Annotated in this window: 23 protein-coding genes; 11 read left to right on the top strand and 12 right to left on the bottom strand. The window is 63.6% G+C overall.

What is annotated here, in order from left to right; genetic code table 11:
• Nucleotides 1-145: 145 nt before the first annotated feature.
• Nucleotides 146-1,462: an enolase C-terminal domain-like protein gene (locus RIF85_RS04575; protein ID WP_309070731.1), complete on the bottom strand. Its 1,317-nt coding sequence runs from the start codon at nucleotides 1,460-1,462 to the stop codon at nucleotides 146-148.
• Between the two features lie 101 nt (nucleotides 1,463-1,563).
• Here RIF85_RS04575 and RIF85_RS04570 point away from each other — a divergent pair, with 101 nt between their 5' ends.
• From RIF85_RS04570 to RIF85_RS04550, 5 genes are all read left to right on the top strand, one after another.
• Nucleotides 1,564-2,484: a LysR family transcriptional regulator gene (locus RIF85_RS04570; protein ID WP_309070730.1), complete on the top strand. Its 921-nt coding sequence runs from the start codon at nucleotides 1,564-1,566 to the stop codon at nucleotides 2,482-2,484.
• Nucleotides 2,485-2,669: 185 nt separating this feature from the next.
• Nucleotides 2,670-3,674: a tripartite tricarboxylate transporter substrate binding protein gene (locus RIF85_RS04565; protein ID WP_309070729.1), complete on the top strand. Its 1,005-nt coding sequence runs from the start codon at nucleotides 2,670-2,672 to the stop codon at nucleotides 3,672-3,674.
• Nucleotides 3,675-3,721: 47 nt separating this feature from the next.
• Nucleotides 3,722-4,282: a tripartite tricarboxylate transporter TctB family protein gene (locus RIF85_RS04560; RefSeq protein ID WP_309070728.1), complete on the top strand. Its 561-nt coding sequence runs from the start codon at nucleotides 3,722-3,724 to the stop codon at nucleotides 4,280-4,282.
• Nucleotides 4,283-4,308: 26 nt separating this feature from the next.
• Nucleotides 4,309-5,826: a tripartite tricarboxylate transporter permease gene (locus tag RIF85_RS04555; RefSeq protein ID WP_309070727.1), complete on the top strand. Its 1,518-nt coding sequence runs from the start codon at nucleotides 4,309-4,311 to the stop codon at nucleotides 5,824-5,826.
• A gap of 8 nt (nucleotides 5,827-5,834) precedes the next feature.
• Entirely contained in the window at nucleotides 5,835-6,236 is a 402-nt protein-coding gene (locus RIF85_RS04550; RefSeq protein WP_309070726.1) for a universal stress protein, read from the top strand.
• Nucleotides 6,237-6,238: 2 nt separating this feature from the next.
• On the opposite strand, the gene RIF85_RS04545 is transcribed toward RIF85_RS04550, so the two are convergent.
• The 4 genes from RIF85_RS04545 to RIF85_RS04530 form a co-directional block, all read right to left on the bottom strand.
• Nucleotides 6,239-6,502, bottom strand: coding sequence for a glutaredoxin family protein (locus RIF85_RS04545; RefSeq protein WP_309070725.1), 264 nt, complete (start codon nucleotides 6,500-6,502; stop codon nucleotides 6,239-6,241).
• Nucleotides 6,503-6,511: 9 nt separating this feature from the next.
• On the bottom strand, nucleotides 6,512-7,231 hold the full coding sequence (locus tag RIF85_RS04540; RefSeq protein WP_309070724.1) for a GntR family transcriptional regulator: 720 nt from the start codon (nucleotides 7,229-7,231) through the stop codon (nucleotides 6,512-6,514).
• Between the two features lie 49 nt (nucleotides 7,232-7,280).
• On the bottom strand, nucleotides 7,281-8,414 hold the full coding sequence (locus tag RIF85_RS04535; RefSeq protein ID WP_309070723.1) for a mandelate racemase/muconate lactonizing enzyme family protein: 1,134 nt from the start codon (nucleotides 8,412-8,414) through the stop codon (nucleotides 7,281-7,283).
• 64 nt (nucleotides 8,415-8,478) lie between these two features.
• A complete protein-coding gene (locus RIF85_RS04530; RefSeq protein ID WP_309070722.1) occupies nucleotides 8,479-9,285 on the bottom strand; it encodes a carbon-nitrogen hydrolase family protein in 807 nt (268 codons plus the stop codon).
• 64 nt (nucleotides 9,286-9,349) lie between these two features.
• Between RIF85_RS04530 and RIF85_RS04525 the strand changes: the two genes are divergently transcribed.
• Complete coding sequence (locus RIF85_RS04525) at nucleotides 9,350-9,853, top strand: DUF427 domain-containing protein (RefSeq protein WP_309070721.1); 504 nt, start codon at nucleotides 9,350-9,352, stop codon at nucleotides 9,851-9,853.
• A 3-nt stretch (nucleotides 9,854-9,856) separates the two neighbouring features.
• Here RIF85_RS04525 and RIF85_RS04520 read toward each other — a convergent pair whose 3' ends face one another.
• Nucleotides 9,857-10,978, bottom strand: coding sequence for an alanine racemase (locus RIF85_RS04520; RefSeq protein WP_309070720.1), 1,122 nt, complete (start codon nucleotides 10,976-10,978; stop codon nucleotides 9,857-9,859).
• 100 nt (nucleotides 10,979-11,078) lie between these two features.
• On the opposite strand from RIF85_RS04520, the gene RIF85_RS04515 reads away from it, so the two are divergent.
• A complete protein-coding gene (locus tag RIF85_RS04515; protein WP_309070719.1) occupies nucleotides 11,079-11,816 on the top strand; it encodes a SurA N-terminal domain-containing protein in 738 nt (245 codons plus the stop codon).
• 67 nt (nucleotides 11,817-11,883) lie between these two features.
• Here RIF85_RS04515 and RIF85_RS04510 read toward each other — a convergent pair whose 3' ends face one another.
• Together RIF85_RS04510 and RIF85_RS04505 are read right to left on the bottom strand one after the other, a co-directional pair.
• Complete coding sequence (locus RIF85_RS04510) at nucleotides 11,884-13,173, bottom strand: adenylosuccinate synthase (protein WP_309070718.1); 1,290 nt, start codon at nucleotides 13,171-13,173, stop codon at nucleotides 11,884-11,886.
• A 210-nt stretch (nucleotides 13,174-13,383) separates the two neighbouring features.
• Complete coding sequence (locus RIF85_RS04505; RefSeq protein WP_309070717.1) at nucleotides 13,384-13,953, bottom strand: hypothetical protein; 570 nt, start codon at nucleotides 13,951-13,953, stop codon at nucleotides 13,384-13,386.
• A 199-nt stretch (nucleotides 13,954-14,152) separates the two neighbouring features.
• Here RIF85_RS04505 and RIF85_RS04500 point away from each other — a divergent pair, with 199 nt between their 5' ends.
• Entirely contained in the window at nucleotides 14,153-15,004 is an 852-nt protein-coding gene (locus RIF85_RS04500) for a DUF72 domain-containing protein (protein ID WP_309070716.1), read from the top strand.
• On the opposite strand, the gene RIF85_RS04495 is transcribed toward RIF85_RS04500, so the two are convergent.
• Both RIF85_RS04495 and RIF85_RS04490 read right to left on the bottom strand, forming a co-directional pair.
• Nucleotides 14,964-15,869 (bottom strand): RNA polymerase sigma-70 factor, encoded by a 906-nt coding sequence (locus tag RIF85_RS04495; protein ID WP_309070715.1) that lies wholly within the window; start codon nucleotides 15,867-15,869, stop codon nucleotides 14,964-14,966. The genes RIF85_RS04500 and RIF85_RS04495 overlap by 41 nt on opposite strands.
• Nucleotides 15,870-15,873: 4 nt before the next feature.
• Nucleotides 15,874-17,025 (bottom strand): FAD-dependent oxidoreductase, encoded by a 1,152-nt coding sequence (locus tag RIF85_RS04490; protein WP_309070732.1) that lies wholly within the window; start codon nucleotides 17,023-17,025, stop codon nucleotides 15,874-15,876.
• Between the two features lie 320 nt (nucleotides 17,026-17,345).
• On the opposite strand from RIF85_RS04490, the gene RIF85_RS04485 reads away from it, so the two are divergent.
• The 3 genes from RIF85_RS04485 (at nucleotide 17,346) to RIF85_RS04475 (ending at nucleotide 21,787) form a co-directional block, all read left to right on the top strand.
• A complete protein-coding gene (locus RIF85_RS04485; RefSeq protein ID WP_309070714.1) occupies nucleotides 17,346-20,000 on the top strand; it encodes a calcineurin-like phosphoesterase C-terminal domain-containing protein in 2,655 nt (884 codons plus the stop codon).
• A gap of 130 nt (nucleotides 20,001-20,130) precedes the next feature.
• Nucleotides 20,131-21,243, top strand: a complete 1,113-nt coding sequence (locus tag RIF85_RS04480; protein WP_309070713.1) for a spore photoproduct lyase family protein — start codon at nucleotides 20,131-20,133, stop codon at nucleotides 21,241-21,243.
• Between the two features lie 70 nt (nucleotides 21,244-21,313).
• The gene (locus tag RIF85_RS04475) at nucleotides 21,314-21,787 is read left to right on the top strand and encodes a cupin domain-containing protein (protein ID WP_309070712.1); all 474 of its coding nucleotides are present in this window, start codon (nucleotides 21,314-21,316) and stop codon (nucleotides 21,785-21,787) included.
• Nucleotides 21,788-21,865: 78 nt separating this feature from the next.
• On the opposite strand, the gene RIF85_RS04470 is transcribed toward RIF85_RS04475, so the two are convergent.
• Entirely contained in the window at nucleotides 21,866-23,017 is a 1,152-nt protein-coding gene (locus RIF85_RS04470) for a mannitol-1-phosphate 5-dehydrogenase (RefSeq protein ID WP_309070711.1), read from the bottom strand.
• The gene (locus tag RIF85_RS04465; RefSeq protein ID WP_309070710.1) at nucleotides 23,017-25,104 is read right to left on the bottom strand and encodes a PTS mannitol transporter subunit IICBA; all 2,088 of its coding nucleotides are present in this window, start codon (nucleotides 25,102-25,104) and stop codon (nucleotides 23,017-23,019) included. The genes RIF85_RS04470 and RIF85_RS04465 overlap by 1 nt, the downstream gene beginning before the upstream one ends.
• Nucleotides 25,105-25,112: the final 8 nt, after the last annotated feature.

Genomic DNA, 25,112 nt, shown 5'->3' with positions numbered 1-25,112 from the left:
GCCGCATCAGCTACGAAATGCCAGCGGTGATCCGGTGCACCAGTCATCAATCTGTCGGCGAAGCGCGAGATGATCGGGTCAGTGACCACCACGTCCAATACGGGGGGAAGGCGCTGAAGCTGGTTGCACTCCCCCGCTTCGGTCGTCACCACCGCGGGCTCTTGAACTCGTACCCGGGGTGGATCCGCCGCATGTACCCGGTGTCGTCGCGTTCGGTGAGGCCGCTGTCCAGGTACTGCCGGTGCAGCCGTTCCAGGGCATCCGGGTCAAGTTCCACGCCGAGGCCGGGCGCCGTCGGCACAGCAACCGCGCCGTCCTCGAACGAGAGGGATCCGGGAAGGACGACGTCCTCGTCGTCACGTTTCCACGGCCAGTGTGTGTCACACGCATAATCCAGATTCGGAGTAGCCGAAGCGAGGTGCACCATCGCCGCGAGGCTGATGCCGAGATGCGAGTTGGAGTGCATGGAGAGCCCCAGTCCGAAAGTCTCCGCGATTCCAGCCAGGGCCTGTGACCGGCGCAGGCCGCCCCAGAAATGGTGGTCCGACAGCACGACGTCAACGGCTCCGGCCGCAACCGCCGGAGGAACGTCATTAAAGCTGACTACGCACATATTGGTGGCGAGCGGCAGGTCTACACCGCGGCGGACCTCGGCCATGCCTTCGATTCCGGGAGTGGGGTCTTCGAGATACTCAAGGACGCCCTGCAATCTTCGACCTATCCGGACTGACGTCTCCACGGTCCACGCGCCGTTGGGGTCGATGCGAAGCGGCATATCGGGGAATTCGGCGCGGAGTGCCTCGATAGCGGCGGCTTCCTCGTCCGGGGCAAACACTCCGCCTTTGAGCTTGAGTGCACCGAACCGGTAGTCGGCCACCATGCGCTGTGCCTGCGCAACGATGCCGTCGGCATCCAGCGCCGGACCCCAGCCGTCGTCGGACTGTCCTGGATGCCCCGCCCACTTGTAGAACAGGTAGCCGCTGAACGGGACAGTATCGCGGACTGCACCTCCCAGCAGTGCACTGACCGGTAATCCGAGGGCTTTGCCCTGGATATCGAGTGCAGCAACGTCGAACGGGGAAAGCACTCGGTCCGCTGTGGAGGAGCCGGTGACCATACCGCTCATCCCGTGGCCGCCCTGCGTCTTGTCGGTTGCCAGCGCTCGGGTGATCCGGATGCGAAGGTCGTTGATATTGAAAGGATCAGCTCCGGTGACCGCTGCTGCGGCCCTACTGAGACGGGCCAGGTGGCCAGCGTCGCCATAGGTCTCACCAAGACCGGTGATACCGGCGTCGGTATGCACCTGGAGGATCGCCCTCAGCGCGAAGGGTTCGTGGACACCCACCGTATTGAGGAGTGGCGGATCGACGAAGGCAACCGGCGTGACCGTCACACCTGTGATGGTCATCTGACCGGTGTGTGTGGAGATGTGCTGAAGCTGGGTTTCTGGAGAGGCCGACATAGGGGTCCTTTCAGAGCGGCCGTGAATTCCTCTCACGCTAGACGGCAGCATTCATGCTGTCCAAGCTAAAATGTGCACGAAACCATGCAAGGAGTGAATCCATGTTCTCCCTGATTCAGCTGGAGTCGTTCGTTGCAGTTGCTGAGGAGTTGCACTTCGGCGCTGCCGCCGCACGCCTCAATATGACCCAGCCTCCGCTTAGCCGGCAGATTCAGCTGCTTGAGCGGGAACTCGACGCGCAGTTGTTCGAGCGCAGCAGCAGAAAAGTTGAGCTGACGGCCGCCGGGAAGGTCCTACTGCCCGCTGCCCGTAGCGTGCTGGACCTCTGCAACAAGACATCTCTCGAAGTTCGGCGCGTGTCCTCGGGCGATGCCGGCACGATTGTGATTGGCTACACCGCAATCGCGGGTCAGGTAGCCCTGCCTGGAATCCTTCGGAAGGCCGGAGCGCACATGGCTGGAGTCTCCTTTGTCCTACGTGAAGCGGTCTCAGTCGACCAGTTGGACTCGATCACGAGGGGATCGATAGATATTGGACTGCTTCGCCCCATCGTCGCCCGTCCCGGCGTGGTTACCCGTCCTTTTCTGGAAGACCGGCTGGTGGCGGCGTTGCCCGAGGGCCATGAACTCGCGACGGGTAACGGAGTCTCCCTGAAGCAGCTGGACGGGCTTCCGCTCATGATGTATTCCACCGCCGAAGCCCGTTACTTCTACGACCTGGTGATGCGGCTCTATGAGAGTGCATCGATCCACCCCAAAGTCACACAATTTGCCAGTCAGGTGCCCGCCCTACTCGCTTTCGTGGCAGCGGGACTGGGAGTCACTCTGGTGCCGGCATCCTCGAAGGAGTTTGCCCCCTCCGGGGTGCAGTTCGAGGAGCTCCGGGGTCAGGCCGGCCTTGCTGATCTGAACCGGGCAGACTTGCACGTGGCCTGGGGCGAGTCCAGCACCAACCCCGCGGTGCTCCGGCTGCTACGGGTAATTCTTGAGGATTCGGACCAGGAGACCCGGGCGGACACCTAGGGCATCTCCCATCTCGCCTCCCGGAGTTGATGCTCTGGGAGCATCACTCCATGCATTAGTGGGCTTGGACATGCATCACTGCCCCTCCGTAAAGTCTTCTCAGGGTCGGGACGTGAGTGCCATCACATCCCGCACAAACCCCACTGAGTCGAACATCGCCGTTCCTGAATGAGGAGTACCAACTCGTGAAAGCATCCTTTACCCGCCGCGTGCTGACCGCAACCACTGCAGCTGTCGGTGTACTTGCCCTGTCGGCCTGCGGTGGAAACGTCGGCGGCGGCAGCGCTGAATCCACCGAAGAATTCCCCAGCGGCCCCGTCACCATCACCGTTGGTCAGGACGCCGGTGGTTCTACTGACCGGATCGCCCGCGCTATGGCCGAAGGCATGGCAGAAGACCTCGGGGTTGCAGTACCGGTGGTCAATAAGGCCGGCGCCAATGGCGCCCTGGCTACACAGGAAGTCGCCGGCATGGAGCCGGACGGACAGAACCTTATTCTCCTGAACGCATCACTGATCACCATTACGCCGCTCGCCGTCGGCGAAGATGAAGCCGTGAACCTCGACAACCTCGATGTGATCGCGGGGCTTTCCCAGGATGACTACGTACTCGTCGCCAGCAAGGAGTCCGGCTACGAGTCGCTCGAGGACATCAAGGGAGCCAGCGGCAACCTGAACTTCGGCACGACCGGCGTCGGCACCGGCTCCCAGCTCGCGCAGGCAGTCCTGTTCGCGCAGGCTGAGATCGAGGGAACCGCTGTACCTTTCGATTCGGGATCACCGGCCCTGACCGCCGTCATGGGCAACCAGGTCGACGTCGCTACCATCCAGCTCGGCGAGGCTCTCCCGCAGATCGAAGCCGGCACCGTTACCCCCATCGTCACGTTCGCCAAGGAGCGCAGCGAGTTCCTGTCTGACGTACCCACCGCTATCGAAGAGGGCTACGAGGTTCCGGTCTCGCAGTACCGCGCCCTCGCCGCACCAAAGGGATTGTCGGAGGACGCAAAGGCCCGTCTGGTGGAGTCCGTCGAGGCAACCCAGGGCACCGAGGCTTACCAGACCTTCAACGAGGAGAACATCCTCGCGCCGTGGGAAGTCTCCGGTGAAGAGGTCGTCGAAGAGTGGAACGCCCTCGCTGAGCAGTACAAGGCGCTGGTAGAGGAATACGACATCTCGCTCGCAGGCGAGTAATAGGTCATCCTGCCCGGTCGAGAACATCAGTTGAAATGAGCACTGCCATGAATCGGAAGCGTGACGATCAGGCCCACACGGCCCCGACGGATTTCGAAAGCGCCATCGATCTGCCGGACCTGACGCCGGAAGAACTAGCCGCCGAATGGGCAGCCGACGCTGCGCCGCCTTCCGGTGCAATCGCCAATCTGGCCGCCTCACTGGTGGCGGCCGGCGTCGGCGTTGCAGGCATGCTGATCGCTCTTGGTCTCGGCCTCGGGACGCCCGGGCAGCCACGCCCCGGCACATGGCCGTTCATCATCAGCCTGATCATCGCCGTCCTCGCCCTCGCGCAGCTGGTTATCGGCCGCCGCGGGGGCGTGGACGGCGAGAAGTTCTCGCCCCTGTCCCGCATGGCAGGCTTTGGCTTCGTGACCTTGCTGGGCATGGTCTGGCTGATGCCGGTCATCGGATTCGAGATTCCGGCACTGCTCCTGTGCTTCATCTGGATGAAGTTCCTCGGCGGTGAAACCTGGCGGGCGGCAACGCTCTATTCGGTGCTCGTCGTCGTTGCCTTCTACGCCATCTTCATCCTGGGTCTGGGGACATCGATCCCCCACCTGCTCTAAGCGCCACCAGGCACAAAGGATTCGCCATGGAATTTTTGAACCCGGTCCTCGACGGTTTCGGCGTCGTACTGGTCCCGCAAAACCTTCTCTACTGCCTGATGGGCGTGGTCATTGGCATGCTCATCGGCGTGCTGCCGGGCCTCGGGCCCGCAGCCACCATCGCCATACTGCTCCCGCTGACCTATGGCATTGAGCCCGTGACCGCGATCATCATGCTTGCCGGCATCTTCTACGGCGCGCAGTACGGCGGCACGATCACCTCAGTCCTGTTGCGCCTGCCCGGTGAGGCAAGCTCGGTAGTCACCGTGTTCGACGGCTATGTTCTGGCCAAGCAGGGCCGGGCGGGCACCGCTCTGGGCATCGCGGCCATAGGCTCATTCATCGGCGGCACTGTCGCCATCATCGGCCTCACTTTCCTCGCTCCCCTGGTTGCAAGCTTCGCACTCGACTTCGGCCCACCGGAGTACACCGCACTGGCACTCGTGGGTATCCTGCTGGTCTCAACCATCAGCGGCGGAACCAAGATCAAGGCGCTCATCGCCGCCGCCGTCGGGCTTCTGTTGGCGACTGTGGGCCGCGATGTCTTCACCGGTGCTGAACGGTTCACCTTCGGCAACCTGAGCCTTGCGGACGGCATCGACTTCGTCCCGATCGCGATGGGTCTCTTCGGCGTCGGCGAGATCCTGTACAACCTCGAAGAGCGCCACCGCGCGGCAAGCGCACCAGCCAAGGTCGCGAATGTCTGGCCTTCCCGCAAGGACCTCCGTCAGTCCTCCGGAGCGATCGCCCGCGGTTCTGTCCTCGGGTTCTTCCTCGGCATCCTGCCCGGCGGCGGTGCGACGATCTCCTCGATGGTTTCCTACGCTGTCGAGAAGAAGCGCGCCAAGCGGCCGGAACGGTTCGGAAAGGGTGCAGTGGAAGGCGTCGCCGGCCCTGAAACCGCCAACAACGCCGCGGCCACGAGCTCCTTCATTCCACTGCTGACCCTGGGCATTCCGGCCAACGCCACCATGGCAATCATCTTCGGAGCGCTGCTCATCCAGGGCGTCACCCCCGGTCCGCAGCTGATTTCCGAGGACCCGGAACTGTTCTGGGGCGTCGTGAACTCGATGTACATCGGCAACATCCTGCTGCTGATCATGTCCATCCCGCTCGTCGGCCTGTTCGTCAAAATCCTGCGGGTCCGGGGGGCCATCCTGGCGCCCATTACTGCGCTCATCACCATCCTCGGCGCTTTCACCATCCGCAACTCCATGTTTGACGTCCTGCTCGTGGTGCTCTTCGGCGCACTCGGCTACCTCATGAAGAAGTTCGGCTTCGAGCCCGGTCCCCTGGTGCTGGCGTTCGTACTGGGTGAGCTGCTGGAGTCAAACCTGCGGCGTTCGCTTCTCGTTCTTGAAGGCGACGTCTCCGGATTCTTCACCCGTCCCATCACAGCCGTGCTGCTGGCGATCTTCGTCCTCGTAGCAGTGGGCCCCATGATCCAGTCCGCTCTGGCAAAGCGCCAGCAGCGCCAAAACGCCCGCGTCAGCGCCGATTCCTAGGAGAAGTTATGAGCATCATGGTTGGCTATGTTCCCACCCCCGTCGGTGAGGCGGCTGTTGCAGCAGCCATCAGCGAAGCGAAACTCCGCCAGGAGGAGCTCCTGATCGTGAACTCCGTGCGCGAAGGTTCGCGCGTGGACAAGTCCGTGGCGAGCGATGAGGACCTGCAGCGCCTGCAGGCAACCGCCGACGACGCCGGCATCCCCTCACGCGTGCTGCGCCCCTCCCACAGGGACGACCTCGCGGAAGAGATCCTGGAGCTTGCCACAGAGCACAACGTCTCCCTGATCGTCATCGGACTCCGTCAACGGTCACAGGTGGGCAAGTTCATCATGGGCTCACACGCCCAGCGGATCCTCCTGCAGGCCGACCGCCCGGTTCTTGCCGTCAAGCCTTCCGCACAGGACTAGTACTACGCCAGCAGATTCAGCTCGCGGAGCTTTGCCTCAACCTCGGGATTGGTCGGCTCGACCTGGTGGGCGCCGTCGGGGTACACCACCACCGGGATGTTCGTCCGGCCAGAGATCTTCCGGGCGTCCTCCGCCGCATCCGGGGTGTCGACCAGGTTGATGTACTGGTAGTCGATGCCGAGCTCGTCGAGCTGTCGCTTGGTCCGGATGCAGTCGCGGCACCAGTCAGCACCGTACATGCGGATAATCTCTGGGTTCGCAGTCATGCAACAATCCTACGTCCGGCGCTTGAACTGCTCTCGGGAGATTGTGCCCTCCAGCCGGTCACGCGAGTTGGCCAGGTGCAGGCGCATGGCCGCTGCGGCTGTGAACGGATCCTTCGCCGCAATGGCGTTGCGCACGGCAGCATGCTCAAGGGCGACGCGTCGCAGCCGCTCGGGCCGCCCGCCGTCGTCGGCTGGTTCCAGACGCTCCGGAGGCATGGCGATCATCGCCGGACCCAGGGACAGCAGCGCGTCGACGAAGTAGAAGTTCCCACTGGCCTCCGCCACTGCCCGGTGGAACGCGAAGTCGCAGGAGACCGCCGTGGCCGCATGGTTCCCGGCCGCGTCGAAGGCGGCAAGGGCATCATCCAGGGCAGCAACAGCTCCCGCCCCGGCGTTGGTCGCGGCAAGCGCGGCGGCCTCGCTCTCGACGCCGGTGCGGAACGCCAGTAGCGCACGCCGCTCCTCGAGAGTACGAGGCCGGCGCATGCCACCGGCTGGTTCCTCATCAGCCGACGGCGGCGTCAGGGCGAAGCTGCCGCTCCCCCGACGCGTGTGCACCAGCCCCTCGGCCTGCAAACGGGACACCGCCTCGCGGACAACGGTGCGGCTGACGCCGAACTCGCTGATCAGCGCGCTTTCGCTGGGCAGCTTCTCGCCGGAGGGAATGGTGCCGTCGACAATACGCCGGCGGAGGCTATCGACGAGTGAGACGGCCAGCGTTTGTTTCATGCTCTTAATGCTGGCATGGCGATGACAGCGTGAGGCCGGTACGCACGGCTCAGCGCGTGCCGAACTCGACGGTGTCCGTGGTCCACGCCCGTGCCTGGTCACTGAACGTGACGCCGAGGCCGGGGCGATCCGGAACGATCATGCGGCCCTCGCGGGTCTCCAGGCGCTCGTTGAACAGCGGGTCGAGCCAGTCAAAGTGCTCCACCCAGGGCTCCCGGGGGTAAGCCGCAGCGAGGTGCAGGTGGATTTCCATGGCGAAGTGCGGAGCGAGGTCCAGACCGGCCTGGTCCGCGAGCGTGGCGAGGCGGAGGAACTGGGTGATGCCGCCGACGCGCGGGGCGTCAGGCTGGATGATGTCGCAGGCGCGGGTGGCAATCAGGCGCTCGTGCTCGGCAACGGAGGCGAGCATCTCGCCGGTGGCGATGGGAGTATCAAGTGCCAGTGCCAGCGCGGCGTGCCCCTCGGCGTCGTACGCGTCGAGGGGTTCCTCAATCCAGACGAGGTCGAACTGCTCAAGCTTGCGGCCCATGCGCAGTGCGGTGGCTCGGTCCCACTGCTGGTTCGCGTCCACCATGAGGGGCACATCCGGGCCGATGTGTTCCCGAACGGCTGCCACACGGCGCAGGTCCTCAGCCGAATCGGGCAGGCCCACCTTGATCTTGATGCCCCCGATGCCCTCGGCCAGGGACTGGGTTGCGCGCTCCTTCACCTCGTCGATCGAGGCGTTGAGGAAGCCGCCGGAGGTGTTGTAGGTGCGCACGGAGTCCCGGTAAGCGCCGAGCAGCTTGGCCAGCGGAAGGTCCGCCCGCTTGGCCTTCAGGTCATACAGCGCGATGTCGAGCGCCGCGAGCGCCTGCGTGGCGACACCGGAGCGGCCCACCGAAGCACCGGCCCACAGCAACTTGTTATACAGCTTCGCAATATCGTTGGGGTCCTCGCCGATCATGGCCTGGGCCACTTCACGTGCGTGGGCGTACTGCGCCGGACCGCCCGCCCGCTTGGAATAGGAGAACCCGAGACCCGAAACGCCCTGCTCCGTCACGATCTCGGCGAAAAGGAACACCACTTCGGTCATCGGTTTCTGGCGGCCGGTGAAGACCTTCGCATCGGAAATCGGCGTAGCCAGCGGCAGCGTTGCCGTGGAGAGCTTGACGTGGCGGATTGCATCGGGGGAATAAGTCATCGCGGAACCTTCGGGAGAGCGGATCGGACAACTTATCGTACAACTCGCTTACTTATCATACAAGCTAGCGTGCTTCGACGATCTTCTCGTTCGGCGCGAAGCGGCGGTTCCGCAGCACTGGGAGGAACTCCCGGACCTCCTCGATTCGCTTCCGGGTGACATCCGCAGTGACCACACCCCGCTCCTCGTCATCAAGGAAGACCTGCGGAACCCCCATCGGATCCAGGATCGCCGAGTGTCCGATGGTGTGCGACGACGATGTCCCAGCCGCCGCAATCCACAGAGTGTTCTCGATCGCCCGGGCGCGCAGAAGCGTCTCCCAGTGTTCAATCTTGTGGTCCCCTTTGAACCAAGCGGCGGGCACCAGTACGACGTCGGCGCCATGGTCGGCGAGCGCTCTCGCCTGCTCCGGGAAGCGGAGGTCATAGCAGGTCATCAGCCCGACGGTCAGGTCCCCCACCGGCACCACGGTGATACCGCCGTCGCCCGGTTTGATCCGTTGGGACTCCTGATAGCTGAAGGCGTCGTACAGGTGGAGCTTGCGGTAGGTATCCACGATCCTGCCGGTGGCGTCGATGAGCACCAGGGAGTTGTACGGCCGCTCCTCGCCGCTCGTCTCATATCCGCCCGCGACGACGGCGATGTTGAGTTCCGCAGCAAGGAAAGACAGCTGCTGGACAAAGACGGACCATCCGGCAGCCACCGCTTCGGCGAGGACACCCTCGACCTTGCCGATGGAGAACATCGATTCCTCGGGGAAGACGATCAGTTCAGACCCCTCGGCAGCGGCCTCGCGTGCGAGATCCCGCATCGTCGCAACGTTGGCAGCGACGTCGCCGCCCGGCCTGAATTGTCCAACACTGACCTTCATCACGCGGCCCTTTCGAGTAGGAACTGGGGCTGCTTCAAGGGTACAGAAGAGTAGCGTGGCGCCCATGGGTATCAACAGGGTGAAGCGTGAGCAGCCGGAGCGGGGCCAGGAGTCGGTGTGGGATTACCCGCGCCCACCACGCGTCGAGACGTATCCGGGCGTCGTCGTCATCGAATTCGGTGGGCGCGAGATTGCCCGGTCCAGCGGCGCGCTGCGGGTGTTGGAGACGAGCCACCCACCCGGCTTCTACCTCCCGGCAGCCGATTTTGCGCCGGACAGTCTGCGGCCTGTGGAGGGAACCACCTGGTGTGAATTCAAGGGTGAGGCCACCTATTACGACGTCGTTGCCGGCTCCGCACGCGCCGAACGCGCCGCGTGGACCTACCCCAACCCGACGGTCGGCTACGAAAGGCTGGCCGGCACGGTCGCCGTCTATCCCGGCAGGATGGACCGCTGCCTTGTTGACGGCGAGGAGGTTCAGGCGCAGCCCGGCGACTTCTACGGCGGGTGGATCACTTCCAGGGTGGTGGGCCCGTTCAAGGGAGCACCGGGTACCTGGGGCTGGTAGGGCTCAGAACTGCGGGTGCCACACCTCGGTGGCATTACCGTGCACCGCGAGGGCAGTCCGCCACCGGTCGAACACGGAGCACGGGTGCGAAATGCCCAGGTCCACGAGATCCCCGACGCGTAGGTCACCGGCGTCCTCCACCACAGCGTGGTGATCGAAAAGCCGAACGACGACGCCGGTCGGCTCCCCGAGCGTGATGCCGTCCCGGTGGTGCGCGGTGAGTCTGGGCAGGCCGGCGTCGTACGCCAGCTCCCGTTTACCCGCTCCCAGGATTGCCCGCCCCTCCTCCGGCACCGAAACGACGACGGTGCGCACCACCGCAGCGGCGCGCAGGCCCCGCAGCGGCGAGACTTCCGCATACGTACCCGAGTCATGGATGACATAGCAGCCCGAGCGAAGGACATTCACAGACCCTTCGGGCAAAAACTGCGCCGCGCGGTCCTGGAACGCCGAGCCGCCCACCGAGTAGACGGGTTGTTCGACGTCGAACCCGCCGCGAAGTCCGGCAAAGATTCGCACCGCCGCCTCACAGTGCGCGTCGATCGCTGCAAGATTCTCGGGTGTGCGGAGGTTCGGCGCGATTCCCTCGTAGGCGCTGACACCGGCGAAGAGGAGTCCGGGTGCCTTCCGTATCGCTGCGGCCAGGACCGAAGCATCCGCAGCATTCCGAATGCCGGTGCGGCCGCCGGCCACTCCGACGTCGAGCAGTACATGGAGGGGTCGTTCCGCGTCCTCGAAGCCCCGGCTCAGGGCGGCGACGCCTGCGTGGGAGTCGGCGAGGCAGTACAGGCTGACCGAAGGGTTCCGCTCCAGGAGCCGGCGCAGCTCGGAAACCAGCGGCGGGAAGACCACCTCGTTGGCGATCAGGATTCGCCGTGCTCCCCAGGCGACAGCGTGAGCCGCCTGCGCCGGCGTTGCCACCGTTACTCCCCAGGACCCGGGAAGCTGCCGCTGGACTATCTCACGCGTCATCGTCGTCTTGATGTGGGGTGCGAGCACCATCGAGTGCTCAGCCGCCCACTGCTCCTTGAGGGCAATATTGGCGTCGATGGCATCGACATCGAGCAGCAGTTGCGGGAGGCTTAAGAGAGAAATATCCGCATTGAAGTTCTGCATTGCCGCCATTCCGGCATCCTACCGTCCAGCTTCCGCCCAGCGAGCGTCAAGCCGTCGCACATAGGTCGCTGCTAGAGTCTCAGGTCGGTAATCAACAGTAGGAGTGTCTGTGAAGAAGAAGTGGCTGATGAGTGCGGTTCTGGCGGGTTCGCTGGCGTTCGCCACCGGCTGCGCCGGCAACACCGAGGCTGAGCCTGCCCCGAGTGAGAGCGCGGCAAGCACCCCGGCGGAAGCGCCGACGCCCGATCTTGAGGGAGTGCCCGACGTCGTCGCCACCGTGAATGGCGTGGACATCACCAAGGAGGAGTTCAGCACCTCCTATGAGGGCGCGTTCCAGCAAATGGCCATGCAGTCCCAGATGACGGGGCAGGAGGTCGACCAGGAGCAGCTCAAGACCCAGACCCTCGACAACCTCATCGGCAACAAACTCCTCATTCAGGAAGCCGACAAGCGTGAAATCGAGGCGAGCGAGGAGGATATCACGGCGACAACCGACGAGTTGGTCGCGTCAAACCAGTTCGCCTCGGCTGATGAGCTCTTCGCTGCCCTTGAGGAGCAGGGCATTGCGAAGGAAGAGGCCACGGAGCAGATCAAGCAGCAGGTTCGCCTTGATGCGCTTCTCGCCGAGGAAGGAGCAGACGCCGCTCCCTCCGAAGAGGAATTGAAGGCAGCGTATGAGGAAGCCAAAGCCTCAGGCGCCGCCGCGCAGCAGGGCGGCGAGCTTCCGCCGTATGAGGAGTTGAAGCCGCAGCTTGAACAGCAGGTCAAGCAGCAGAAGAAATCCGACGTGGCAGTCGCCCTGGTGGAAGAGCTTCGGGAAAGCGCCGACGTCGTCAACAATCTGTAGACAGCAAGCCAAACAAGAAACGGCTAGGTTCCTTTGCGGGAACCTAGCCGTTTCTGTTGCAGCGGACCTAGCCGCCGATGAGGTCGTTGATCACGATCGTCTGGTCGCGGTCCGGCCCGACGCCGATCGCGGAGAACCGTGTACCGGACATTTTCTCCAACGCGCGCACGTACGTCTGCGCATTCTCGGGCAGGTCCTCGAGGGTGCGCGCTCCGGTGATGTCCTCGGTCCAGCCTTCGAAGTACTCGAAGATCGGCTTCGCATGGTGGAATTCGGTCTGGGTCATGGGCATCTCATCGTGGCGGACGCCGTCGACGTCGTACGCTACGCACACCGGGATCCGCTCGATACCGGTCAGGACATCCAGCTTGGTCACGAAGTAGTCCGTGAACCCGTTGACGCGGGAAGCATGGCGCGCCAGCACGGCGTCGTACCAGCCACAGCGCCGTGGACGTCCGGTGTTCACACCGAACTCACCGCCCGTTTTCTGCAGGTAGATGCCCATCTCGTCGAACAGTTCGGTGGGAAACGGCCCGGCACCGACGCGGGTGGTGTACGCCTTGATGATGCCCACGGCGCGGTTGATGCGCGTAGGCCCGACGCCGGATCCTACGGACGCCCCACCGGCGGTGGGGTTCGACGACGTCACGAACGGGTAGGTGCCGTGGTCGACGTCGAGGAAGGTCGCCTGCCCGCCCTCCATGAGGACCACCTTGCCGGCGTCGAGCGCTTCGTTCAGCACGTAGGTCGAGTCGATGACCAGCGGCCGGAGCCTTTCGGCGAAGGAGGTGAAGTACTGGACAATCTCCTCGACCTCAACGTCGCGGCGGTTGTAAACCTTGACCAGGAGTTCGTTCTTCTGCTTCAGCGATCCCTCGACCTTCTGGCGGAGAATCGATTCATCGAAGACGTCCTGCACCCGGATGCCCAGGCGTGCGACCTTGTCCATGTACGCCGGGCCGATACCGCGCCCGGTGGTGCCGATGGCACGCTTGCCGAGGAAGCGTTCGGTGACCTTGTCGAGGACCTGGTGGTAGGGGGCGACCAGGTGCGCGTTCGCGGAGACGCGCAGCTTCGAGGTGTCCGCCCCGCGGGCCTCGAGCCCCTCGATCTCCTGAAAGAGCGCCTCGAGGTTGATGACGCAGCCATTGCCGATGATCGGTACGGCGTTGGGGCTGAGAATGCCGGCGGGAAGGAGCTTGAGCTCGTACTTCTCACCGCCGACGACGACGGTATGCCCGGCGTTGTTGCCGCCGTTCGGCTTCACGACGTAGTCCACGCGCCCGCCTAGCAGGTCTGTGGCCTTGCCTTTGCCTTCATCGCCCCATTGGGCTCCGACAATCACAATTGCTGGCATGGGATCCTCCCCCATTGTTTGGCGGCAACTACAGGCGCGCCGCGAGCCGCGCCAAGTGTGCCGCCGTGCATGAGAATGCCCCAAGGCTTCCGCAAGCGTTCTCCGCTTCGAAGTCCGGGGCTCTTACCACGCAAGTTTAGCGGACTTCGGTTTGGGGATGCTGTCGGCACAAAGCAGTTGTTCATACAACGCCGCCGCCGCGACCTGACGTCAGAACAGGTCGGAGCTGTTGATGAATCCGACCACCATGGCCGTCCACCAGCAGGTCTGTGAGATTGCGAGGCAGATGAGCAGGTGGATCCGCATACCGGACGGCACGTCACCGAACCTGGTTCCCGCCGGCATGGAATTCAACCGGCGCATGCACGGAATCAGGAGAATCCCGTTGAGCATCAGCACCAGGACGGCCGAGACCTTGACGATGGTCAGCGGATTCTCCATGGCCGGGTTGACCAGGGCGCCGGTGACCAGCAGGCCGGCCAGCCCACCCCAGATGATCGGCATGGCGGCTGACTCGATTCGGCTGGTTTCCACGAGCTTGCGTCGTGAGATCAGCCAGAGGAATCCCACCCAGTCGACGAGGAGGACGGCACCGAATGCGGCTACCAGGGAGATGGTGTGCGCAATCAAGGCAATCTTCGCCACGCCCGGATCCACACGCAGGGCGGCGCCAATCGATACGGAAAGGATCCAGGCCGCGGTGGCTCCCACGGCCAGAAGGGCGATTCGCGGGGGCGAATACGTTGTACGCAGCGCAACGCGGGGAAGAGCGGAATCCATGATCTTCAGCTTCTGTCGTGAGCGACCTTGTCGCAGTGGAGGTAGAGGAAAGTGTGTCTCCGGCTCCTTGTCTGTTGTCCCCCAACAGCGGCTGAGGACTGCATTTTACGCCCGTGCTGACCCGCCAACAAGGAAAATTACCTCCACCAACTAGGTAGTGCACTGGTGCCGATACTGCTCTGCGCGATAGCGTTCGGCCATGCCAGATTCCCAGCCCCGAGCCCGAATCGGCATCTCCGGCTGGCGCTACGCACCGTGGCGCAAGTCCTTCTACCCGAGCGGCCTTCCGCAGCGGCTCGAGCTTGAGTACGCCGCATCGCAGTTGGACACCATTGAGATCAACGGGACCTTCTACTCGCTGCAGCACCGGGACAGCTTCCTCCGTTGGCGTGACAGCGTGCCCGCCGATTTCAGGTTCTCCGTTAAGGGCCCGCGCTACATCACGCACATGCTCGGGCTGCGAAACGCCGACACGGCGCTGGCCAATTTCTTCGCGTCAGGCGTGCTGGCCCTGGGCCCGCGCCTGGGGCCGGTTCTCTGGCAACTGCCGGCCACCCGCCGCTTCGATCCTGAGCTGCTGGAGAACTTCCTCTCCCTACTGCCAACAACGACGACGGCGGCCGCCAAGCTCGCGCGCGGCCACGACGAGCGGCTCAAGGACCGCGATTGGGTCACCACGGACGCGGAACGGCGCATTCACCACGTACTCGAGCCCCGCCACGAGAGCTTCGGCAGCGAGGAGAGCCTGGAGATCCTGCGCCGCCACGCCGTCGGGCTGGTGGTGGCCGACTCGGCAGGAAAGTGGCCCCAGTTCCGTGAGGTGACCGGCGACGTCGTCTATGTCCGGCTGCATGGCAGCACCGAGCTCTACACGAGCGGTTACACGGATGCGGAACTGGACGAGTGGGCTGCGCTGTGCGGCGGCTGGCTGTCCGGCAAAACCTGCCCGGACGGCCGCGGGCGCGAGGTCTACGTGTATTTCGACAATGACGTGAAGGTGCACGCCCCGTTCAACGCGATCGGCCTCGCGGAGCGGTTAGGGCGTCGGTGAAGCCTGCGGCCGAACTGGCGGCGCCGAGCTTGTCAGGGTTTCTGACCAGGTATACGCCCGTCACGCAGTCATTACTCGACTGAATCAGTGCGACGACGTCAATCCTCGTTCCGCTGAAGACAACGAGGGCGGGCATGCCGTTCAGCAGTGTGGCCTCCACCCGCATCTCCGGAACGGGAGTCTTGGCAATTCCCAGCAGGAAACGAGCGATGTTGTCCGCACCGACCACAGGCTTGCGGGCCGCCGAGACCTTCCCTCCGCCGTCGGAAAGAAGGACCGCTCCCGGGGCGAGAACATCCATCAGGGACTGCATATCGCCGCCCAGAAGAGCCGTAAGGAACCGGTCAGAGACCGCTTTCTGCTTTTGCACATCCACGTCGAACCGGGGTTGCCGCGCGCGAACGTGGGCCTTCGCCCGGCTCGCGATCTGGCGGACGGCTGCCTGCGTCTTTCCGGTGGCCTCAGCGATTTCCGCGTAGGGAAAATCGAAAACCTCACGCAGGACGAACACAGCGCGCTCATCCGGGGACAAGGTCTCCAGCACCACGAGCATCGCGAAGGACAGGGACTCGCTCAGTACAGCGTTATCGGCGACATCAGGAGCGACGACGATGGGCTCAGGAAGCCAGGGGCCTACGTAATCCTCGCGTCTGCGCTGAGCCGTGCGCAGGGAATTCAAAGCTTGCCGCGTCACGGTCTTGGCAAGATAGGCGCGCGGATTCTGGACCGTTGCGGCGTCAACGTCGGTCCACCTGAGGAAACTGTCCTGAAGGACATCCTCGGCATCCGTCGCCGTACCGGTGATCTCGTAGGCAATGGTGAAGAGCAGCGAACGGTGTTCCTCGAAAAGACCAGCGGCGCCCACAGTTCTACCTCGCCTCCGCTGGCTGGGGGCCTTTCGGCCAACTGTACGAACCGCTTCGACGAAGCTCACTCCTGATCCAGGACAACGTCATCCTGCACACCTGCGCCTTCGTCATCCCTGCCAGCCGACCCTTCAGTATGACGCCGCGGGGGCGGTCATCCGCCCGAACGGCCTGAACGAGTCCTGACCGGCGCCCCAAGCTGATGCACGTGAGCATATACCCTGCCGAGAGCGGCACCGGCGTTCGCCCGTCGAGCCGAGCCAGGATGCTGTCGGCCGCGTGGGCACCCAACGGCAGGGCTGTCGCACAACTCATACGCAGGTGACCAGCGACGGCTTCCGGGGCTCGGATCGCGTCGCCCGCGCCGAAGATGTCGGGGTATCGCAGACACCTTAGGGATTCGTCGACCAGGAGACGCCCGCGGGAATCGGTAGGCAGCCCGCTGTCTCGGGCCAGGCTGGGCGCGCTGAGCCCTACAGTCCACACAGTGCAGGCCGATCCCAGGGAGGTGCCGTCCGACCTTTGAATCGAAGAAGTATCGCACCGTTGCACGTCCGTATTCTCCATCATCTCGACGCGGAGAGCTGACAGCCGTTGTGTGATCGCGCGGCGCCCTGGTTCTGACAGATGTTCGGCGATGCGCCCGCGGGAAAGGAGCCGCACGGCCAACCGGGGGTGCTGTTCAGCGATCTCGGCCGCCACCTCGATCCCCGTCAGGCCTGCCCCAACCACGCTGATCACTGAACCCGGATCCAACCGGAAGAGCCGGGCCCGTAACCGATCGGCGTCGTCGTGGCTGGTAAGGGCGAACGCCCCGGTGGGGACGTTCGACTGTTCGTGCGTGCTGCCCACCGCATACAGCAGCAGATCGTATTCGAGCGGCATGGGGTCACCGGTCAAATGCACCCTGCGACGCTCAGGATCGACACGGGAAGCAGTACCTTCAACCAATACCACGCGCTCATGAAGGAGCGAGCGCATCGGCACAAACGCTGACTCCCGGCTTCCTGCTGCGACCTCATGCAGGCGGATCTTCTCCACGAAATCGGCCACCGGATTGAGTACGGTCACGCTGACAGATCCTTGCATCCGCTGATCTCCAGCGATCCTGTTGGCGGCCATCACTCCTGCGTACCCCGCACCGATGATGACCACACGACTGCATGTTGACACTTGGTCCTCCCAGATTGAATTGCCTCTACGCACATGAGACACCGCCGACGTCCCCGATGTGACAGCTGCCGTGACGCCCTGCAGACGCCGGTGGCGATGACCGAACAAGTTGCACCCGCGGAAACCGTCAGCTGACGGATTAGACACCCATCCTTTGACTCCCGTTCATTCCGCCGGGAAAGAGTCGATAGTGCTCTCCGCCCAACAGGGCAACCCTCAACAGGAAGTTCAGTTTCGTGCGCCAATCGCCTCTTCCCGAAAGATTCCGCTTATCCCGGCCGTTATGCCTGACCGCCGGCACTATGGTTCTGCTGGCCATCAGCTCCATGGTTGGCCCTGCCGCCACTGCCGCTCCAGCACCGGCCCTGCAGCCCGACCCGACGCTGAGAACAGCACCGCTGCAGATTACGGAGGTCACACCCGACACCTCCAACATGGGCGGCGCCGACGCCTTTGAGTTCATCGAGGTCTACAACGCCTCGTCGGAGCCCGTCGATTTCAGTGACTACACCCTGCGCTACCTCTACCCTCGCGCGGACCTCAGCAACTCCAACGTGGTGGACTGGCCCGCCAAGCAGCGGAATGTTTCCATCGCTCCCGGAGCCACACTGGTCTTCTGGATCAAGAACGGTCGTAACGACTCACTGACTGACGTGGACTTCAATGCCAAATTCGGCACGTCCCTCGTCATGAACGAAAACCTCGTGGAGATCTTCACCGGTGGCATGGCTAACGGCTCGCCGCGCGGACTGGAAATTTCGACCAACACGGGCTTCGGCCTCAACCGTGCCTATTACAACCTCGACGGCGCCGACAACACCGTCCCTGATCAGGGCATCCACTACGCGGTCAACCCTGATGATCCGACCCGCCAGACGCTGATCACGACGGCTCCAGCTACGCCCGGCGAGGTTACCCCGGATCAGGTTCCTTCCGGGCTCGTGGTGCTTCCGCCGGACTCGATTGCCCCGTCGGTGACCGATACGACCGCTGGAAGCATCGATCCCATGGCCGACTTCTCCTTCAAAGCGACGGCCACTGACGATCAGCAGGTTCGCACGGTTACGCTGCATCTGCGCAGCAACGTTGACGCCGAATTCAAGACCCACAATGTGAAGGCTGGGCAGGATAACCGCTACGAACACATCCTCGACGTGTTCGACCCGATGGACAAGCTCTGGTACGAGTACTACTTCACCGTCTCGGACGGAACCCACAGCATCGACACCCAGGTGCGACGCATCGACGTCGAGGGTGCGGCCAGTGAACCCGAGAAGGACAGTTGGGCCGCTACAGCCTACCGGGGCAGCGTCGAGATCATCGAAGCAGCGGGAGCCGAAGAACCGACCCTTGATGGCATTGTCTTCAACGACAAGAACCGAAACTCCACCCAGGATCGGGGTGAGCCCGGCATGCCGGGAGTTACCGTCTCCAACGGCCGGGAGGTCGTTACCACCGATGGGCAGGGTCGCTACGAACTGCCGGCATTCGACAACATGACCGTCTTCGTCACCCAGCCACGCGGATACCAGGTGCCGGTAGACGAGGACAACGTCGCGCAGTTCTTCTACAACCACCTGCCTGCCGGCTCCCCCGCCCTGAAGTACGGGGGCATAGCCCCCACAGGCGCCCTGCCTGACAAGGTGAACTTCCCTGTGGTCAAGAGCGACCTCACTCAGTCGCCCGAACAGCACTGCGTGCTCGGTGCCGATGTCCAGACCTACAACCAACAGGAGGTCAGATTCGCGCGCAACGGTGTCTTTGCCGACCTCGCAGCCCGCACAGACTACGCCGGGTGCGGGGCCCTGTTCCTGGGAGACCTCGTGGGCAACGATCTGTCTCTTTTCTCGCAGACTCGCAACTTGGCCTCCATGCTCAACGGTCCGGCCCGCTTCCTGCCGGGCAACCACGACCTCGACTTCGATTCCCGCGATGGTGAACACGAGTTCGATAGTTTCCGCGCCCAGTTCGGGCCGGAGTATTACTCGTACGAGGCAGGCAAGGCCCACGTGGTGGCGTTGAGCAACATCGTTTACCCCGGCCCGTCGGGCAACAACTACGACTCGGGCCTCAGCGATCGCCAACTGGAGTGGCTGCGTCAGGACATCGCATCCGTCCCGAAGAACCAGGTCATCGTCCTGGCTTCCCATAGCCCCCTGCTCGAGTTCTACTACAGCGAAACCCACGAAACGAACCCGCTGCAGGAGATCTACAAGATTCTCGAAGGCCGTGAAGTCATCTCCGTGGCCGGTCACACCCACATGTCCGAGAACCTGCGGAAGGGCGACCTGATGGCCGGCTGGCTGGACGATGTCGGCGACAAGGGCCTGCCGTTCACGCACCTGACCGTTCCTGCGGTCTCCGGCCAGTGGTACGACGGCCGTGTAACCGAAGAGGGATACCCCACCTCGGTGCAGCGCGACGGCACTCCTCCCGGCGTGCTGACGCTGGACATCAAGAACACTGAGGTTCGGGAACGTTTCACCGCCACCGGCGACGACGGCACCGACCAGATGGCGCTCGGCATCAACTCCCCGACCTACCGCGCCTGGTTCGACCAGTACAAGGGTCTGCCTGGTCGGGCCCCAGCTCCAGAGAATCCACACGCCGTGACCGTAGCGGAGCTCGGTCAAACCTGGTTGACCACCAACTTCTGGATGGGTGCCACCGGCTCTACTGTGCAGGTGTCCATTGATGGCGGGAAATCTGCGGACGCTACACGCACCCAGTCAATGACGGCAGGCGATGTACCGCTGATCGGAGCAGAGTACACCGATCCAGTAGCCACTCTGGAACAGCTGGTGCACGGCGGCGGCGTCCACGACCGTACGTCTCATCTGTGGCGCCTCAAGCTACCGACCGACCTGGCCATCGGCAAGCACACCGCCTCGGTGACCGCGACCGACGTTCACGGCCGGGAGTTCACTGAGATGATCACCTTCGAGGTCACCGAGTAATCTCTCGCTCGATACGACATCGGGTGGTTGCCTCCGCGGCAACCACCCGATGTGCGTCTCGGCACCGGCGGCTCCCATTTACGGTCCAGAAGACGGAACACACGGGGCCTCCGCGTTGTTGTACAAAGTGATGACAACGGCATACCAGGACCTGGATCTGACCGCTATTTCGCCTACCCGCCTGTGGGTTCCCAAGCACGTGATGATCACGCGGGCCGCAGCCGATCTACCCCACACAGCCGAGATCATTCGCCGATGCGAAGGTGCCGGCGTCGACGACATTCGATTCATGCCCGGGAATGCCCTGACCGGCCTTCGCGGTGAGAGTGACCGCGAGACCTACGCATCGGCGAAGAACACCCTCGCCGTAGTGGTTGCCCCTCCCAGCACCCTCAAGCCGCAGCCCATCCCGCCGAGCGCCGACTGGCGGATTGATCTTGCCAAAGGTTGCCCTGCGCACTGCCAGTACTGTTATCTCGCCGGCTCCCTACAGGGCCCGCCTATCACCCGGGTGTACGCCAACATCGACGATGTGCTGAACGGGATCTCCACCCACGCCGGCAGAGGCTCAGTCACGCGGGGAACCCCTGAGCGCGGCGTCGAGGGTACGACTTTCGAGCTGTCCTGCTACACCGATCCACTGGGAATCGAGAGCGTGACCGGCTCGCTTGCCGCCGCAATCTCCCGCGTCGGGTCGGGTGAGTTCGGAAACGACGTGTCGTTGCGCTTCACGACGAAGTTCGACGACGTCGGTGAGTTGGTGGCGCTCGACCACGCCCGTAGGACGCGGGTCCGGTTCTCGGTGAACGCTGCAGAGGTAGCGAACCGTTTCGAAGGTGGGACCGCACGCATGCCCGCGCGGCTCGCGGCGCTGCGCACCATGGCGAGTGCGGGTTACCGGGTTGGCCTCACGATCGCGCCCATCATGCCGATACCTGGTTGGCAGGAGCAGTATGGCGCCCTGTTGGATGACGTTTCCGACGCAGTCGCCGGCATCGCCGACCTCGATCTCACGGCTGAAATCATCACGCACCGCTTCACCCCCGCAAGCAAGGAGGTGCTGCTGGGGTGGTATCCCCGGACCAAACTGGAGATGGATGAAGATCTCCGCAGTCAGAAGCGTTCCAAGTTCGGCGGAATCAAATACGTGTATCCGAAACAGACCATGACGGAAATGCGCGAGTGGTTCACCGACGAGCTGCAGCGGCGCCTGCCGGCTGCGCGGCTTCTTTACTGGACTTGAGCTGAGCTTTCACATAAGCAGTTGATTCTTCGCTGTGGCGATCCTCGGCGAGATGGTCAAGGATGAAGTTATGGACATCACTGACAACGGACCGAAGCCGAATTCTTTCAACATCGAGAGCGCCACGACGGAAAACTCTGCCTACCGCCGCGTCGCCTGGACGGGCAAGCATCTGCAGGTGACGCTCATGTCGATCGAGCCGGGCGGTGCGATCGGCCTGGAAGTGCATCACGGCACGGACCAGTTCCTGCGCATCGACGCCGGAAAGGGTCGCGTGAAGATGGGACCCTCGAAAGACGACCTCTCCTACCAGCAGGACGTCGAGGACGGCTGGAGCATCCAGGTGCCCGCCGGAACCTGGCATGACGTCGAGAACACCGGGGATGAAGCACTCCGTCTCTACACCATCTACGCGCCCACGCACCATGCGCAGGGCATTGTGCAGGACACCCCCGAAGACGCCGAGAAGGACGAGGACGAGGGCCGCGACGAGCCGCCGAGCTGGGTAGAAGAAGTCGACGACAAGGGTGAAGAGTCCGCTTAAGTATCCGCAGTCATAACAAACGACGACGGCGCCGCACCCCTGATGGGGCACGGCGCCGTTTCGTTGGATCGGCAGAACTTAGACCAACGCTGTCTGACGTTCTTCCACGAGCTTGCGCACGTCCGAGAACAGCGGATGCTCGGACGTAAGACCGGTGATCCGCTCGGTTGCTTCCGTTGCCTCCGACGACTTCAGCATCTGCTGCAACTCGACCGCTTCAGCGTCCGCGGGATCGTCGAAACGCAGTGCGGAAGAGATCGCTCTCAGCAGCGCCTCCGGGGTGGTGCCCCGTTCGGCGAGCTCCGCAGCCGGACCGATGAACCTTTCGTGGCGACTGAGTTTGCGCAGCGGCGCCCTGCCCACCCGGTTCACCGTGTCCGGCAGGTGCGGATTGGTGAAGCGGCCCAGAATCTTCTGGACGTAGGCTTCCTGCTCACCCGCGTCGAAACCGTGTTTGGCAACCAGCAGCTGCTTGGTCTCATCGAGTACAGCGCGAACGTCGGCGGCAACCTGCGGATCAGCCATGGCATCGGAGATCTTTTCCAACCCAGCCTGATAGCCGAAGTAGGCCGTCGTCGCGTGGCCGGTGTTGACCGTGAACAGTTTTCGCTCAATGTATGGGCCGAGCTTGTCAACGAACAGTGCACCCGGAATCACCGGCGCACTGTCGCCGAACGGAGTCCGGTCGATGACCCATTCGTAGAACGTTTCCACCGTGACATCGAGGCCCTGCCCCGGCTCCTGGTTCGGGACGATCCGGTCCACCGCCGTGTTGGCGAAGACCGCGCGGTCAGCGAGCTGGCCGGTGCCGGAGTCCCACGAGCCCTCGATCGCCTCGCGCAGGATGTCCGTTGCATTGATTGCGTTTTCACACGCCATCACCTGCAGCGGAGCGGAGGCTGCGGCCCGGGCGGCCAACCCTCTGGCGATCACCGGAGCAACGAACTTCAGGATGTGCGGCCCCACCGCCGTGGTGACGATGTCAGCGGTGCTGATCTCCTCAATCAGCCGGCTCTCCTCGGTGTTCGAGTTCACCGCCCTGAAGTTGTCGACCGAGTGCACTGCGGGCTGATCCCCCACCTCGTGGACGCGGTAGCTGTCCGCGCCGGCCAGGTCGTTGATCAGCGCGTCCGCCACATCTGCGAACACCACCTCATAGCCCGCCTGGTGGAGGAGCAGCCCGACAAAGCCGCGCCCGATATTGCCTGCTCCGAAGTGGACTGCCTTCACTATGCGTTGACCTTCCTGAAGATTTCGAGGATCTCCTCTGCCGAAGTTGCGGCCTCCAACTGCGCCACCTGCGCCTTGTCTGTGAATACCTTCGCGATGGAGGACAGGATGTGCAGGTGCTCGTTGTTCACGCCTGCGACGCCGACCACGAACTTGACCTCCTTGCCGTTCCAGCTCAGGCCCTCAGGGTAACGAACCACGGAAACTGCCGACTTGCGGATGTGGTCCTTTGCCGCGTTGGTGCCGTGCGGGATAGCCAGGAAGCTTCCCATGTACGTCGAGACGGATTCCTCGCGCTCATGCATCGCGCGGATGTAGTCCTCATCCACAGCACCGCGGGCCAGCAGCAGCTGCCCCGCCTCATCGATGGCCGCGTCACGGGAGGTAGCGGAACCGCTGAGCACAACGCTCTCTGCCACCAGGATGTCCGACGGCGACTCCTCGCTCTGCGCCGAAGCTCCGGCGGCATGCCGGGCAGACGTAGCGGCGGCATCCTCATCGGCGACGGCGCCGGCCGGATGGGCTTCGGACGCGTGTGCTCCACCGAAGGAACCGGCATCCGCATCAGGGCCGGCTGACGCAGCGGCGCCAGTTGCAGCCTTGTCGCTGCGGCTCTCCTTGACCAACTCCACGATTTCTTCGTACCGGGGGCTGTTCATGAAGTTGTCCACCGAGACATGGACGGCGCTCGACGTCGCGGGCTTGGCCCGGTCGGTCAGGTCCTGGTGTGTGACCACGACGTCGTAATCGTCGCGAAGGTTGGCGATCGATGCGTTGGTGACCTTCACGTCCGGGTAACCGGCAGCCTTGATCTTGTTCCGGAGTACCGAGGCGCCCATGGCGCTCGAGCCCATGCCGGCGTCGCAGGCGAAAACAATGTTCTGGATCGGTCCGGCCAGCACCGCGACGTTGCCGGCGCCGGTCAGGGACGAGGCAACCGAGCTCTTCTTGCCCTTCATCGATTCCATCCGGGAGGTGGCGGCGGCGAGGTCGTCGTCGTCGCCCTCCTTGCGCTTTGCGGTCTTCAGGATGACAGAGGCCACCAGGAAGGACACTGCCGCTGCGAGGACGACCGAGAGGACCACTCCGAAGTAGCTGTCGCGGGCGGTCTGTGCCAGGACAGCGATGATGGACCCCGGAGCAGCCGGGGCCACCAGGCCGGAGTTGGTGACGGCGAGCGTGGCGATTCCGGTCATGCCGCCGGCAATGGCGGCAAGGATCAGCAGCGGACGCATCAGGACGTACGGGAAGTAGATTTCGTGGATGCCGCCGAGGAAGTGGATGATCGCCGCACCGGGAGCCGAGGCTTTGGCCGCACCACGGCCGAAGAACATGTAGGCCAGGAGGATGCCGAGGCCCGGGCCGGGGTTGGCCTCGAGCAGGAAGAGGATCGACTTGCCCTCTTCCAGCGACTGCTGGACACCCAACGGGGTGAGCACGCCGTGGTTGATGGCGTTGTTCAGGAACAGCACCTTCGCGGGTTCAATGAAGATGCTGGTGAGCGGCAGAAGGCCGTTGTTGACCAGGAACTGAACAACGTTTCCGGCGGCCGTGCTGAACGCCTCGACCAGGGGCGAGATCGCATAGAAGCCGAGCAGGGCGAGCAGCGCTCCCCAGATACCGGCCGAAAAGTTGTTGACCAGCATCTCGAAGCCGGGCTTGATCTTGCCGTCCCAGATCTTGTCGATTTTCTTCATGGTCCAGCCGCCGAGCGGGCCCATGATCATGGCGCCGATGAACATCGGGATGCCGGCACCCACGATGACGCCCATGGTGCCGATGGCGCCGACGACGCCGCCACGGACGTCGTAAACCATTCGGCCGCCGGTGTAGGCAATCAGGAGCGGCAACAGGTAGGTGATCATGGGACCGACGAGGCCGGTGTTCGGATCACCTTCCGCGTTGGTGCCGAAGCCGCCGAGCTCGGGTACCGGTAGCCAGCCCTTCTCGATGAAGAGCGCGGTGATGATGCCCCACGCAATGAACGCACCGATATTGGGCATGATCATGCCGGACAGGAACGTCCCGAATTTCTGGACGCCAACCCTCATACCGCCGCGGGGCTTTGCAACTGTTTCTGTTGCCATGTGATTTC

The organism is Arthrobacter sp. (assembly GCF_031179385.1).
In the GTDB taxonomy this organism is placed as follows: domain Bacteria; phylum Actinomycetota; class Actinomycetes; order Actinomycetales; family Micrococcaceae; genus Arthrobacter_D.
This window is presented reverse-complemented; position numbering and strand designations above follow the sequence as displayed.

Coding starts and splice junctions, on each gene's coding strand:
- RIF85_RS04575 (WP_309070731.1), bottom strand. CDS start 1,462: ATGTCGGCCTCTCCAGAAACCCAGCTTCAGCACATCTCCACACACACC.
- RIF85_RS04570 (WP_309070730.1), top strand. CDS start 1,564: ATGTTCTCCCTGATTCAGCTGGAGTCGTTCGTTGCAGTTGCTGAGGAG.
- RIF85_RS04560 (WP_309070728.1), top strand. CDS start 3,722: ATGAATCGGAAGCGTGACGATCAGGCCCACACGGCCCCGACGGATTTC.
- RIF85_RS04555 (WP_309070727.1), top strand. CDS start 4,309: ATGGAATTTTTGAACCCGGTCCTCGACGGTTTCGGCGTCGTACTGGTC.
- RIF85_RS04550 (WP_309070726.1), top strand. CDS start 5,835: ATGAGCATCATGGTTGGCTATGTTCCCACCCCCGTCGGTGAGGCGGCT.
- RIF85_RS04545 (WP_309070725.1), bottom strand. CDS start 6,502: ATGACTGCGAACCCAGAGATTATCCGCATGTACGGTGCTGACTGGTGC.
- RIF85_RS04540 (WP_309070724.1), bottom strand. CDS start 7,231: ATGAAACAAACGCTGGCCGTCTCACTCGTCGATAGCCTCCGCCGGCGT.
- RIF85_RS04535 (WP_309070723.1), bottom strand. CDS start 8,414: ATGACTTATTCCCCCGATGCAATCCGCCACGTCAAGCTCTCCACGGCA.
- RIF85_RS04530 (WP_309070722.1), bottom strand. CDS start 9,285: ATGAAGGTCAGTGTTGGACAATTCAGGCCGGGCGGCGACGTCGCTGCC.
- RIF85_RS04525 (WP_309070721.1), top strand. CDS start 9,350: ATGGGTATCAACAGGGTGAAGCGTGAGCAGCCGGAGCGGGGCCAGGAG.
- RIF85_RS04520 (WP_309070720.1), bottom strand. CDS start 10,978: ATGGCGGCAATGCAGAACTTCAATGCGGATATTTCTCTCTTAAGCCTC.
- RIF85_RS04510 (WP_309070718.1), bottom strand. CDS start 13,173: ATGCCAGCAATTGTGATTGTCGGAGCCCAATGGGGCGATGAAGGCAAA.
- RIF85_RS04505 (WP_309070717.1), bottom strand. CDS start 13,953: ATGGATTCCGCTCTTCCCCGCGTTGCGCTGCGTACAACGTATTCGCCC.
- RIF85_RS04500 (WP_309070716.1), top strand. CDS start 14,153: ATGCCAGATTCCCAGCCCCGAGCCCGAATCGGCATCTCCGGCTGGCGC.
- RIF85_RS04485 (WP_309070714.1), top strand. CDS start 17,346: ATGGTTCTGCTGGCCATCAGCTCCATGGTTGGCCCTGCCGCCACTGCC.
- RIF85_RS04480 (WP_309070713.1), top strand. CDS start 20,131: ATGACAACGGCATACCAGGACCTGGATCTGACCGCTATTTCGCCTACC.
- RIF85_RS04475 (WP_309070712.1), top strand. CDS start 21,314: ATGGACATCACTGACAACGGACCGAAGCCGAATTCTTTCAACATCGAG.
- RIF85_RS04465 (WP_309070710.1), bottom strand. CDS start 25,104: ATGGCAACAGAAACAGTTGCAAAGCCCCGCGGCGGTATGAGGGTTGGC.